This is a genomic window from Sphaerimonospora mesophila, assembly GCF_001417795.1.
GTDB classification, from domain to species: Bacteria; Actinomycetota; Actinomycetes; order Streptosporangiales; family Streptosporangiaceae; genus Sphaerimonospora; species Sphaerimonospora mesophila.
In genome coordinates this window covers 241,409-254,367 of the sequence record NZ_BCBX01000035.1, presented here as the reverse complement: position 1 = coordinate 254,367, position 12,959 = coordinate 241,409, and the positions used below count along the sequence as shown (strand labels likewise).

Sequence of the window (12,959 nt, the reverse complement as noted above, 5' to 3'; positions counted from 1 at the left end):
GGTTCTCCTAGCGGCAAGCGGTGGGGTGACACGCACCGCGAAGACGTGACACGCACCGCGAAGAGGTTCCAAGAAGGCTGTCACCTCTCCGAATGGGCATCAATGCCGCGCCGACCATCACTGTGCCACATATGAGACAGCAAGGGTGTCGGGGCGGTGGCCAGATCGACTGGTTTCCATGACCATGGGATGACACATCCATGACGCGTACGACACGCCGTCCAGTCCTGCGGTGAACCCGGGATGGAACCAGGAGAAGCCCTATGCAGCAGCGTCCGCTCCTCAGGCCATGGCTGGAAGGAGCCGTGGGATATCGGCCCGGGCTGAAGGCCGCTACCCAGGATGGAAGACTGGCGTCGAACGAGTGCCCGGCGCCTCCCGCCTGGCTCTCTGCGCGGTCGGTCGATACCGCGGACCTGGATCTGCATCGCTACCCTGACCCTGAAGCGACGGCGTTGCGCACGGCCTTGGGCGAGCTGCACGGGGTCGACCCCGATGAGGTCGTCGTCGGGAACGGCTCCGACGAACTGATCATGCTTCTCATCCAGGCTTATGCCGCATACACCGGAAGCATCGTCACGGCCACGCCCGGCTACTCGCTCTACGAGCTCTGCGCCGGCCGGCTGGGAGCTCGCGTCGAACGGGTCCCGCTGATCGACTGGCGCCACGATCTCGGGGCGATGGCGACGGCCGACGTCGACGTGGCTTTCATCTGCAACCCCCACAATCCCACGGGAACCGTCGTGCGCCCGGAAGATCTCTTGTCGTTCATAGGTGAGAGCGCGGCACGGATGATCGTGATCGATGAGGCGTACGTCGACTTCGCGGCCGAGGCCGGCCTGGACACGGTGGCAGAAGCGGTGCGCGAGCCCCGAGTGGTCGTCCTACGGACGTTCTCCAAGGCACACGCACTCGCGGGTGTCCGCGTCGGCTACCTCGTCGCGCACCGCGACATCGCACAGACCATCGCGCGGCTCCGCCTGCCGTTCTCGGTCAACACTCTCGCTCAGATCACCGCGGCGAACGCCGTCGCTCATCACACCGAGACCGCGAACGCCGTCGGCGAGATCGTTCATAGTCGACTCCGCGTCGAGGAGATGCTTCGGCGTCATGGACTGGAGTTCGTCCCCTCACAGGCGAACTTCATCCTGGTCCTGACACCCCAGAGCGACCTCGTCGTCGATCACCTGGCATCCCATGGCATAGCGGTACGCCCCGGGCGTGACCTCGGTGTTCCGGACGCCATCCGCCTGACGATCCCCTCCGCGGCCGGCTTGGCCCGCCTCGACTCGGCCCTGGCCGAGCTGTACGGCACGGTGGTGCCCCGATGAACGAGATGCCACTCGCGCGCCCCGAGCTCCAGGGCGGTTTCGGTATGGTCTCCTCCACCCACTGGCTCGCCTCCCAGTGTGGGATGAGCGTGCTCGAACGCGGCGGCAACGCCTTCGACGCGGCGGCCGCCTCGGCGTTCGTGCTACAGGTCGTCGAACCACATCTCAACGGCATCGGCGGCGACGTACCGATCCTGGGCTGGGACTCCACTTCACGATCGAGCTTCGTGCTGTGCGGACAGGGTCCCGCACCCCAAGCGGCCAAGATCGAGGTCTTCCGCGAGCTCGGGCTCGACGCGATCCCAGGCTCGGGTTTTCTCGCCGCCTGCGTGCCCGGAGCGTTCGGTGCCTGGATCCGGCTGGTGCGCGACTACGGCACCATCAGCCTCCGTGAGGTCCTCGATTATGCCGTCTACTACGCCCGTTCCGGCTTTGTCTGCCTGCCGAAGATCTCCGAGACCATCGGTTCTGTGACCCAGCTCTTCCTGGAGCACTGGACCTCGTGCCGTGACCTCTGGCTGGACGGAGGGGCCGCCCCCCGGCCGGGTACGACCTTGCGCAACCCCGCGCTCGCCGACACGCTCGACCGCATCATCGAGCAGGCCGAGGCAAGCAGCACGAGCCGCGAGGGCCAACTGGACGCTGCTCTGGACGTCTTCTACCGGGGTTTCGTCGCCGAAGCGATCACGGATTATGTCTCCTCGACGCCGGTTCTTGATTCCTCAGGCGGCCGGCACACGGGCCTGCTGTCCGGTGACGACCTGGCGAACTGGTCGCCGACCTATGAGGACCCCGTCTCGCTGGACTACCACGGCAACACGGTCCTGAAGCCCGGCGCCTGGAGCCAGGGCCCCGTCTTCCTGCAGCAACTCGCATTGTTGAAGGGGTGGGACCTCACCGCCTGCGAGCCGGCCTCCGCAGAGTTCGTCCACATTGTGACCGAGTGCGCGAAGCTGGCCTTCGCCGATCGCGAGGCGCACTACGGCGACCCGGCGTTCTCGCCGATCGACATCGAGAGCTTCCTGACCGAGAGCTACAACGCCGAGCGGCGTGCGCTGGTGACCGACAGAGCGGACACCGGTCCGCTGCGACCGGGCTCGCCCGACGGTCGTCCGCTCATCCTGCCCGCGGACTCCTTCACGTCGGCGGGGGCGTCGAGCGCCGGGTTGGGAGAGCCGACCTTCGGTTCTGTCGACGAGGGGCGAGGCGACACCTGCCACGTCGATGTCGTGGACCGCTGGGGGAACATGGTCGCGGCCACACCGAGCGGGGGCTGGCTGCAGAGCTCACCGGCGATCCCCGGGCTCGGGTTCGCCCTCGGGACCCGTGCGCAGATGTTCTGGTTGTCGCATGAGCATCCGAACGGACTGGCCCCGGGCAAGCGTCCGAGGACCACCCTCTCCCCGACGATGATGCTGCGGGGTGACGACCCCTACCTCGCCTTCGGCACCCCGGGAGGCGACACCCAGGACCAGTGCTCCCTCGTGTTCCTGCTGCGCCACCTGCACCACGGTATGAACCTGCAGCAGGCGATCGAGTCTCCGGCGTTCTTCACCAGTCACTTCCCCTCGTCGTTCTTTCCTCGAGAGCGCACACCGGGCGGCCTGACCTTGGAGGGGCGCTTCGACGAGCGGGTGATCGATGATCTACGCGACCGCGGCCACCAGGTCCACGTCGGTGACCCCTGGTCGATCGGACGGCTCAGCGCCGTATCGCGCACGCCCGATGGGACACTGCGCGCGGCGGCGAATCCCCGCGGCGCCCAAGGGTATGCGGTCGGACGATGAGCAGCGTTGAGGAGAGGCTTCGCGCGGCCCGCATCGAGCTTGCCGACGGCCCGACCCGGCTTGGCCGGTACGTGCCAGGAGTTCGTGACGGCCGCACCGTGTATGTGTCCGGCCAGACCGGCACGCGTGACGGCGAGCCGGTCTGGGCCGGAGTCGTCGGTGGATCGGTGACGGTCGAGGAGGCCGAGCAGAGCGCCCGGCTGGCCGCGATCAACGCCCTGACCGCGCTCCGGGCGGTCGTCCCCGACCTCGATCATGTGCGCAGGGTCGCCCGGACAACGGTCTACATCTGCGCCGTGGAGGGATTCACCGAGCACCCGCGGATCGCCGACGCCGCCACGGCCGTTTTCGAGAGCGCCTTCGGTGAGGCCGGTCGCGGTGCGCGCTCGGCCATCGGCGTGCACACCCTTCCGCAGGGCGCACCCGTCGAACTCGACCTGATCGTGCTTCTCGAGGACGACCTCGGCCAGGACCAGGTGAAATGAGCGCTAGATCAACACGTTCCGAACATCCCCACCTCGAGCTCAGAGTCGTACTGCTCTGCATCGCCAGTGGAAGCCTGGATGCGGTGACGGTTCTGGCCCTGGGCGAGGCGTTCGCCAGTGTCATGACCGGAAACATCGTGTTCCTCGGGGTGGCCGCCGGCACAGCGGACGGTTCGCTGGCGGTTTCCTCCGTCGCCGCACTGTCCGGATATGTGCTGGGAGGGCTCGTCGGGTCCTGGTGGACCCATCGGAGCCCGTCCCGCGACACCGACCCGGTGTGGTCCCCTCGCGTCACCCGCACGTTGGCACTCGAACTCATCCTGCTCGTCGGGATAGCGACAGCGTGGCTGCTCTCTGCGGGATCCCCCGGCAGGGGCTTCGGCATCGCTCTGCTCGCGATCGCCGCATCGGCCATGGGGATGCAGGGCTCGGCCGTCCGCGCGATCAAGGTGTCCGTCTCCACCACCTATCTCACCGGTGCGCTGACCGGAGTGGTCGAAGCGATCGCGACCCGGTCGCCGTTCTCCACGACACACCGCAACGGTGCGTACGGACTCGCCGCTCTTCTGACCGGGGCGGCCGCCGGCGGCCTGGCCGTTCACTACCTGCGTCCCATCGCCCTGGTATTGCCGGCCGTGGCGGTGGCCGCCGTCGTGATCCTGTCGGTGCTGGACCATCGTCGCCACCGGGCCGCGTCCGGTGAGCACAGGAGCCAGGCGTCGGCCGGCGCGGCGGGGAAGAGTCACAGCGTCTTCCCCGCCTGAGATCGAAAGAGTTCTCAGTGCAGCGGTCCGGTGACCGACTCGGCCGCGGCGAGCGCCTGGCCGGAGGCGACGTAGCCCACGGCCGCTTCGATTTCGGGAGCGAGATGGCGGTCGGTGCCGGGTCCGGGCACATGCCGCCGAAGTCCGGCGCGCACCGCCGCCGTGGCCGGAGCGGGGGCGAGGGGCGCGCGCAGATCGAGGGCGCGGGCCGCGGTGAGCAGCTCCACCGCGATCACGCGGGTGAGCCCGTCGACGGCACGACGCAGCTTGCGCGCCGCGGACCAGCCCATCGACACATGGTCCTCCTGCATGGCGCTGGAGGGGATCGAGTCGACCGATGCCGGTACCGCCAGGCGCTTGAGTTCGGAGACGATGGCGGCCTGGGTGTACTGGGCGATCATGTATCCGGAATCCACTCCGGGATCATCGGCCAGGAAGGCGTTCAATCCGTGGTTGCGCGCCACGTCGAGGAACCGGTCGGTACGACGCTCGGCGATGGAGGCGACGTCGGCGACCGAGATCGCGAGGAAGTCCAGCACGCAGGCCACCGGAGCACCATGGAAATTGCCGTTGCTCTCCACCCGGCCGTCCAGGGTCACCACCGGGTTGTCGACGGCGGCGGCCAGTTCCCGGGAGGCCACCAGTTCGGCGTGCGCGAGGGTGTCCCGGGCCGCGCCGTGCACCTGCGGCGAGCACCGCAGTGAATACGCGTCCTGCACCCGGGTGCACTCCTCCGGGTCGCGGTGACTGGCCACGATCGCCGAACCGGCCAGCAGGGCCCGCATGTTTGCCGCGCTGGCTGCCTGGCCCGGATGCGGGCGCAGCGCCTGCAGATCGGCGGCGAACACCGCGTCGGTGCCCAACTGCGCCTCCACGCTCATGGCCGCGCTGATATCGGCGACGCGCAGGAGCCTGTGCAGGTCGTGACAGGCCAGCACCAGCATGCCGAGCATGCCGTCCGTGCCGTTGATGAGGGCCAGGCCCTCCTTCTCCCGCAACGTGACCGGCTCCAGGCCCGCGGCGGCGAGGGCCTGTTCGGCCGGGCGCGGCACGCCGTCGGCATCGCGTACCTCGCCCTCCCCGATGAGCGCGAGCGCGCAGTGCGCGAGCGGGGCCAGATCGCCGGAGCAGCCGAGTGAGCCGTACTCTCGCACCACCGGAGTGATGCCGGCGTTGATCAGGTCGGCGTAGGCACGAGCGGTCTCCAGCCGAATCCCGGTTCTTCCGGTCGCCAGCGTCGACAGCCGCAGCAGCATCAACGACCGCACGACCTCGCGTTCCACTTCGGGGCCGGAGCCCGCGGCGTGTGACCGTACCAGGCTGCGCTGCAGCCGAGTGCGCAGTTCCGCCGGAATCTGCCGGGTGGCCAAGGCCCCGAAGCCGGTCGAGACGCCATAGTGCGGCTTGACGTCGCCGGCCAGGCTTTCGATCACCTTACGGCTGGCGGTGATCTCATCGCACGCCTCGGGCGACAGGACCACCCGTGCGCCGTGGCGAGCGACCGACACGACATCGTCGGCGGACAACGGGCCGACTCCTACGACAACTTCAGACATGGGTCCATGAAACGGCAAGTCAGAAGCCTGAAGCCAGGGCTGAGACCCACCACCTGTCTGGGATCCCAGACACGCGGGTTACGCTCGGGGCGTGTCCGTCGTGCCCGCCGCGGCCCAGGTGCTGGCCATCCTGCGCTACCTCGCGGGGCAGGCCGGCCCGGTGTCGGCCGCCGCCATCAGCCGTGACGTGCGCCTGCCCCGTTCGACGACGTACCACCTGCTGGACACGCTGGCCCGCGAAGGATTCGTCGTGCATCTGCCCGAGGAACGGCGCTACGGCCTGGGCGTGAGCGCCTTCGAGCTCGGTTCCGGATACAGCCGGCAGGCCCCGCTCCAGCGGCTGGCCCGGGTGCCGCTGGCCGGGCTCGTCGATCGCACCGGGCACAACGCGCACCTCGCCGTGTTGCACGGCCGTGAGGTCATTTACGTCATCGAGGAACGTGCGCCCGGGCGCGCGCCGCTGGTCATCGAGGTCGGGGTACGGCTACCGGCACACCTGACCGCCAGCGGCCGGGCCATGCTGGCGTGTCTCTCGCAGGCCCAGGTGCGGGCGGTGTTTCCCGATCCCTCGGCCTTCGTCATGCGGACCGAGGTCGGACCACGCTCACTGTCCGCGCTCCGCCACCTGCTGGTGGACGTACGGCGCCGCGGGTATGCGACGGAGGACGGGGAGGTCACGCTGGGTTTCTCCTCCGTCGCCGCCGCGGTGCTGGACCACAGGGCCTATCCGATCGCGGGAATAGCGGTCACTTTCCCCGCCCGCGACGTCGACCCGGCGCTACGGGAGGAGATCGCGGGCCAGGTCGGGCGGACCGCTCACGAGCTGAGCCGCCGCATAGGAGGCATGGCCGACACCTCTCGCCCCTCGGCTGCACGGGCCCGCCCGACCGGCCCGCATGACGTCGTGGGCAAGCGAGCCTGAGCGGGAGGAACGCCGGCTCGTCCCGCGCCGACCGTGCCGACCGCGCCACCCCCGCCGACCGCGTCCACCTGCGCGAACGCCACATCAAGGTGGTCATGCCGGCCTTCCCTTCGGCTGGCTGGGTAGGGACTTAGGGCCCTGGATCACCGAGCCCGTGACGGGAGACGCTAATCACATGGACGCACTTGAGCTCGTCGACGCCTACTGGCGTGCCGCCAACTACCTGTCGGTCGGGCAGATTTACCTGCTCGACAACCCGCTGCTGACCGAGCCGCTGCGACCGGAGCACATCAAGCCGCGTCTGCTCGGCCACTGGGGCACCACTCCCGGACTGAACTTCTGTTTCGCGCATCTGAACCGGGTGATCCGGGAGCGAGACCAGGACATGATCTACATCGCGGGTCCGGGGCACGGCGGCCCGGCCGCGGTGGCGCATGCGTGGCTTGAGGGTTCGTACACGGAGAAATATCCGGAGATCACCCGGGATGCCGAGGGCATGCGACGGCTGTTCCGCCAGTTCTCCTTCCCCGGCGGCATCCCGAGCCATGTTGCGCCCGAGACACCCGGCTCGATCCATGAGGGCGGTGAGCTCGGCTACGCCCTCGCCCATGCGTACGGCGCGGCGTTCGACAACCCGAACCTCGTCGTGGCCTGTGTGATCGGAGACGGCGAGGCCGAGACCGGGCCGCTGGCCGCGAGCTGGCATTCCAACAAGTTCCTCGACCGGTCGAGCGACGGGGTCGTGCTGCCGATCCTGCACCTCAACGGCTACAAGATCGCGAACCCCACCGTGCTGGCCAGGATCCCCGAGGACGAGCTGGTCAAGCTCATGGAGGGGTACGGCTACCGCCCCCACATCGTGTCGGGGGACGACCCGGCCGTCATGCACGCCCTCATGGCCGAGACCCTCGACACGGTCTTCGACCAGATCACCGAGTTCAAGGACGGCTCGGCCGATCGTCTGCCGATGATCATTCTGCGTACGCCCAAGGGGTGGACCGGCCCGGCCGTCGTGGACGGCCTGCCCGTCGAGGGGACCTGGCGTTCCCACCAGGTCCCGCTGGCGGCGGTACGCGACAACGACGAGCACCGCGCGATGCTGGAGGAGTGGATGCGCTCCTACCGGCCGGAGGAGCTGTTCGACCCCGAGGGCCGGCCGGTGGCGACGATCGGCGAGACCGTTCCCGAGGGACCGCGCCGGATGAGCGCGAACCCGCACGCCAACGGTGGTGAGCTGCTGCGCCCGCTGCTGCTGCCCGACTTCCGTGACTACGCGGTCGAGATCAAGGCGCCCGCTGTGGCGCACAGCGAGCCGACCCGGGTGCTCGGCGGCTTCCTGCGCGACGTGATCGCGGCCAATCCCGTCAACTTCCGTCTGATGGGTCCGGACGAGACCGCCTCCAACCGGCTGTCGGCGGTGTTCGAGGTGACCGATCGGGCCTGGCACGCCGAGACGCTGCCCACCGACGAGAACCTGTCGCCCGACGGACGGGTGATGGAGGTGCTGAGCGAGCACCTGTGCCAGGGCTGGCTGGAGGCCTACCTGCTGACCGGACGGCACGGCCTGTTCAACTCCTACGAGGCGTTCATCCACATCGTGGACGCGATGTTCAACCAGCACGCCAAGTGGCTGGACGCGTCGAAGAAGATCCCGTGGCGGCGCCCGGTCGCCTCGCTCAACTACCTGCTCTCCTCCCACGTGTGGCGGCAGGACCACAACGGCTTCACCCACCAGGATCCGGGCTTCCTGGACGTGGTGGTCAACAAGAAGGCCGAGGTCGTGCGGGTCTACCTGCCGCCGGATGCCAACACGCTGCTGTCGGTGGCCGACCACTGCCTGCGCTCCCGCGACTACGTCAACGTGATCGTGGCGGGCAAGCAGCCGGTGCTGGACCTGTTCACGATGGAAGAGGCCGTCGCCCACTGCACCCGGGGCCTCGGCATCATCGACTGGGCCTCCAACGACGAGGGCGCCGAGCCCGATGTCGTGCTGGCCTGCGCCGGCGACGTGCCGACCCTGGAGACGCTGGCCGCCACCGCCCTGCTGCGCGAGCACCTGCCCGAGCTGAAGGTGCGGGTCGTCAACATCGTCGACCTGATGCGGCTGCAGCCGCCGTCCGAACACCCGCACGGCATGAGCGACGCCCAGTTCGACGCGCTGTTCACGACGGACAAGCCGATCATCTTCAACTTCCACGGCTATCCCTGGCTGATCCACCGGCTCACCTACCGGCGCACCGGCCACCCGAACCTCCACGTGCGCGGCTACAAGGAGGAGGGCACCACGACCACGCCGTTCGACATGGCGATGCTCAACGACATCGACCGCTACCACCTGGTGATGGACGTGATCGACCGGGTGCCCGGACTGGGCGAGCGGGTGGCGCACCTGCGCCAGCGCATGGTCGACGCCCGGCTGCGGGCCCGTGCCCACACCCGTGAGTACGGCGAGGACCTGCCGGAGATCCGCGACTGGACCTGGTCTCCGCCTGCCGCCGACGCCCGCTGATTCCGCTCTTCTCAACGCTCCGCGGGGTGACCATCGGCGGTCAACCATGTCAGGAGCAATGTCTCTATTGACTCGTATTTTACCCTCCTGGTACTAATCGCGCACCTTGTCCGCGTCCTTCGTGACCCGAGGGGCGGGGGCGCCATGCGGACTCCATGTCCGCCAGTACCAGGAGGTTCTCCGTGAGGGGTTCACTCGAACGGCCTCGCCGGCTCAGACGACTTACCGTCGTCGGTGGGTTAGCGGCGGCGCTCGCTCTCGGTGCCGTGTCCGCGACCGCCGGTGTCGTCCAAGCACAGGGGCTGCCCGGCCAGGCCCTGACGGCCGGCACGTCCACGACGACGAGCGCTCTACTCCCGGACTACGACAACGAGATCGTCACTCGGTTCGACTCGGCCAACTCCGTCGAGCACATCCGGCACCTCGCCGTGAACATCGGCCCGCGGTTGAACGGCACCCCACAGGAGAGGGAAGGCGCGGAATACATCGGCGGCATCCTGGAGTCCTACGGCTTCAAGGTGTCCTACCAGACATGGGGTCCGGTCTCGACCAAGCGCGTCGCGAAGGTCACGTCCCCCAACGCCGACCTGCCCGGCGGCCCCAACTGGCAGATGGCCGCCTCGACCAGCGGTAAGTTCACCGGCGACAACGGCGTCGAGGGGCAGGTCGTCGACGCGAAGACCGGCCAGTCCGCCGCGGACTTCCCCTCGGACACCGAAGGCAAGATCGTGCTGGTGGACTACAGCACCACCGCATCGGTGCGGAACACGGCCGTGGCCAACGCGGTCAGCCGGGGTGCGATCGCCGTCATCCTGGCGTATCCGACCGGCAACAGCGCCCCGCCGTCGTTCACGCTCACCACGCCCCAGCCGAACCTCCCCGTGATCGGCGGCGGCAGCGCGCACAGCGCCTGGATCAGGGGACTCCTGGCCAAGGGGCCGCTCACGCTGCGGATCGCGACGAACGAGTACGTGAACCCGATGGGCACCAACGTCCTCGCCGTCCGGCATGCGGTCGGCGACCCGACCGGCACCAAGGCGCCGATCGTCATGGTCGGCGCGCACATCGACTCGGTGCTTGGCGCGCCCGGTGCCCACGACGACGCCTCGGGCAACGGCGTCTCCCTGGAGATCGCGCGGGTGCTCGGCAAGTATCCGCTGGACAAGGAGCTGCGCATCGCCGGCTTCGGTGGTGAGGAAGGAGGCCTCCTCGGCGCTCGGGAGTATGTCAAGACGCTGACCGCCGAGGAGAAGGCGCGGTTCGTCGGCGAGTGGCAGATGGACATGGTCGGCACGCCGTACGAGCCGGCCCGGCTGTGGGCGCTGACCCCGAACGGCCAGTCCAACTTCGTGGTGGAGGAGGCGTACAAGGCGGCCGATCGCGTCGGCTTCGAGGGACTGCGTAACTGCAGGCTCGGGCAGAGCGACCACCAGGCGTTCTATGACGCCGGGATCCCGGCCTCACTGTTCATCTGGCTCGACTACCGCCCGCCGGCCGTCTGCGGTTCCTCCGGCGGCTCGTACGTCACCGAGCCGGAGTACCACAGGCCGACGGACACGATGGACAACATCAGCCCCGAGCGGCTGCAGATCACCCTCGACGTCGTGGGCGGCGCGGTGGCGCACAACGCGCTGAACGCGGTCAAGGTGTCCGCGGTCTCGGACGGCGGTCAGCCGCTGGCCGGGGCGCCCGTGCGCGCCGACTGCGGCGACGGCGAGCGCAACGTCGGCATGACGGGGACCGACGGACGGCTTGACGCGGTGTTCCCGCACGCGACGTGCGACTTCACGGTTGTGGTCGACGGCGCGACGGTGGTCGAACGCGGTGTGTCCATCTCGGGTGACCGGGAGCTGGAGGTGACCGTCGACCTCACCAAGCCGACGATCTCGCTCACCAAGCCGGCCGACGGCGCGGTCTTCACGCTCGGGGCGGCGGAGATCGTGTCCTACCGGTGCGAGGACAACCTCTCCGGCGTGGCCGCGTGCACGGGTACGGTGCCCGACGGCGGCGCGCTCGACACCTCCACAGTGGGCTTCCACGAGTTCGCCGTGAACGCGACGGACAAGGCCGGCAACTCCGCCGACCAGAAGGTGACCTACCAGGTCGTCTACCCGTGGCACGCCTACTTCCCCGAGACGATGGACGGTAAGGCGGGCAGCGCCGTACCGATCAAGTTCAGCCTCGGCGGCGACCGCGGCACCGGCGTGATCGCCCCCGGCTACCCGGCCTCGCAGCAGGTGACCTGCGACACCGGGGAGGCGACCGGCGCGGCCGCGCCGACCGCCACCCCGGGGAACTCCAAGCTCAGCTATGGAGGCGGTCAGTACAACTACGTGTGGAAGACCGAGAAGAGCTGGTCCGGCACCTGCCGCAAGTTCGAGCTGAAGCTCGATGACGGCAGCAGCCACTTCACCACCATCCGGTTGAAGTAGATCCCCGGCCGGGAGCGGATCCAGACCCCGGGTCCTCCGCTAGGCCGGCAACGGGCTCCATCTCGCACGTCACGGCTCCGGTGGGCCGGCGACGTGGGAGATGGAGCCCTTTCGCGTAGCCGCGTATGGACGGTCGCGAGCGGTCCCTTATATCACCGTGTTGTGCGGCTTCCACAGTCGACCCCCATTGAAGTTTACAAAGAAGCAATCTACGCTAAACAGGCAGGGTAAACCGGGAACGAATTAGTCGAGTGACTCGAGGCTGTTCGGCGGATGTCCGGGGTTCGATGAGGAGCCCTCCCGGTGCCCCGGCGTGATTCTGCAGGTCGATGACCGCCGCCGGGATTCCCTGACTTCAGCGTCACGAGCAGTGGAGATGCGAACGGTATTCCCTTCGGATGAACAGGGGTGGAAAACGTGAATTCGCAGCGCAGTCACGTGGGTTCTGACCTGACCGTGAGCGGCGCCCTGGACATGCTGGTGGCCTCTTCCTGGGAGGACGAGATGGCGCGCGTCGCAGCGCTCTCCGGCCGGGAGCTCGTCATCTTCCTGCTGCTGGGGACAGGTGCGTCCAACCGTGCCATCGCCTCCAGGCTGAGCATCACCGAGCGCACGGTGAAGGCCCACATCGGGCAGATCCTCGCGAAACTCGGCATCGAATCACGACTGCAGGCGGGTCTCGTCTCCACGGCCTGGGCCCGGTCGGCGCCGTCCGATCATCGTACCAAAGTTCAATTGCGGAGCGGCGGGTTCGTAAAGAGGATTCAACCGTAACGGTCGATCTCGCCGAGGACACCGAAATGAAGATTAATTGGAGTGAGCACGAGGCCCTTCCGGACGGTGGAATTCCCATGGTCCGCCGCCTGGTTTTCGGGCAGAACATTTCCTGCCTGCATCTGACCGCATCCGAGCCCGGACCACTTGAACTGCAGCCGCATGCGCACGACAACGAACAGTGGGTGGTCGTCACAGCGGGCTCCATCCATTTCGTGTGCGAGGGGGAGGAGTACGAACTCAAAGCGGGAGATGTCGCCTACTTCCCCTCGGGGCGGCGCCACACCGCCACCCGGGTGGGCGAGGACGGCGCGGTGCTCCTGGAGCTGTCCGCCCCCGCCCGGCTGGACCTCGTGCCGGGATCGCTCGTCCCGTCCGCGATGCGTTTCGACTGAACGA

Annotated in this window: 10 protein-coding genes; 9 read left to right on the top strand and 1 reads right to left on the bottom strand. The window is 68.4% G+C overall.

Annotated features, from left to right (window positions below; translation table 11 throughout):
* Nucleotides 1–263: 263 nt before the first annotated feature.
* The 4 genes from AP234_RS14965 to AP234_RS14950 are packed head-to-tail and all read left to right on the top strand — an operon-like array spanning nucleotide 264 to nucleotide 4,367.
* Nucleotides 264–1,331 carry a pyridoxal phosphate-dependent aminotransferase gene (locus tag AP234_RS14965; RefSeq protein ID WP_055480262.1) on the top strand — a complete coding sequence of 356 codons (1,068 nt, stop codon included), beginning with the start codon at nucleotides 264–266 and terminating at the stop codon, nucleotides 1,329–1,331.
* Nucleotides 1,328–3,118, top strand: coding sequence for a gamma-glutamyltransferase family protein (locus tag AP234_RS14960; RefSeq protein ID WP_431998609.1), 1,791 nt, complete (start codon nucleotides 1,328–1,330; stop codon nucleotides 3,116–3,118). The genes AP234_RS14965 and AP234_RS14960 overlap by 4 nt, the downstream gene beginning before the upstream one ends.
* Nucleotides 3,115–3,603, top strand: a complete 489-nt coding sequence (locus AP234_RS14955; RefSeq protein ID WP_063842925.1) for a RidA family protein — start codon at nucleotides 3,115–3,117, stop codon at nucleotides 3,601–3,603. The genes AP234_RS14960 and AP234_RS14955 overlap by 4 nt, the downstream gene beginning before the upstream one ends.
* Entirely contained in the window at nucleotides 3,600–4,367 is a 768-nt protein-coding gene (locus AP234_RS14950) for a YoaK family protein (RefSeq protein ID WP_083502124.1), read from the top strand. Before AP234_RS14955 ends, AP234_RS14950 begins: the two co-directional genes overlap by 4 nt.
* 14 nt (nucleotides 4,368–4,381) lie before the next feature.
* On the opposite strand, the gene hutH is transcribed toward AP234_RS14950, so the two are convergent.
* Nucleotides 4,382–5,923, bottom strand: a complete 1,542-nt coding sequence (hutH, locus tag AP234_RS14945) for a histidine ammonia-lyase (RefSeq protein ID WP_055480259.1) — start codon at nucleotides 5,921–5,923, stop codon at nucleotides 4,382–4,384.
* A gap of 91 nt (nucleotides 5,924–6,014) precedes the next feature.
* Between hutH and AP234_RS14940 the strand changes: the two genes are divergently transcribed.
* From AP234_RS14940 to AP234_RS14920, 5 genes are all read left to right on the top strand, one after another.
* Complete coding sequence (locus AP234_RS14940; protein ID WP_055480258.1) at nucleotides 6,015–6,845, top strand: IclR family transcriptional regulator; 831 nt, start codon at nucleotides 6,015–6,017, stop codon at nucleotides 6,843–6,845.
* Nucleotides 6,846–7,020: 175 nt separating this feature from the next.
* Nucleotides 7,021–9,354 carry a phosphoketolase family protein gene (locus AP234_RS14935; RefSeq protein WP_055480257.1) on the top strand — a complete coding sequence of 778 codons (2,334 nt, stop codon included), beginning with the start codon at nucleotides 7,021–7,023 and terminating at the stop codon, nucleotides 9,352–9,354.
* 182 nt (nucleotides 9,355–9,536) lie between these two features.
* Entirely contained in the window at nucleotides 9,537–11,786 is a 2,250-nt protein-coding gene (locus tag AP234_RS14930; RefSeq protein ID WP_160330445.1) for a PxKF domain-containing protein, read from the top strand.
* A 408-nt stretch (nucleotides 11,787–12,194) separates the two neighbouring features.
* A complete protein-coding gene (locus AP234_RS14925) occupies nucleotides 12,195–12,560 on the top strand; it encodes a helix-turn-helix domain-containing protein (RefSeq protein ID WP_152990420.1) in 366 nt (121 codons plus the stop codon).
* Between the two features lie 26 nt (nucleotides 12,561–12,586).
* A complete protein-coding gene (locus tag AP234_RS14920) occupies nucleotides 12,587–12,955 on the top strand; it encodes a cupin domain-containing protein (protein ID WP_083502122.1) in 369 nt (122 codons plus the stop codon).
* Nucleotides 12,956–12,959 lie beyond the last annotated feature (4 nt).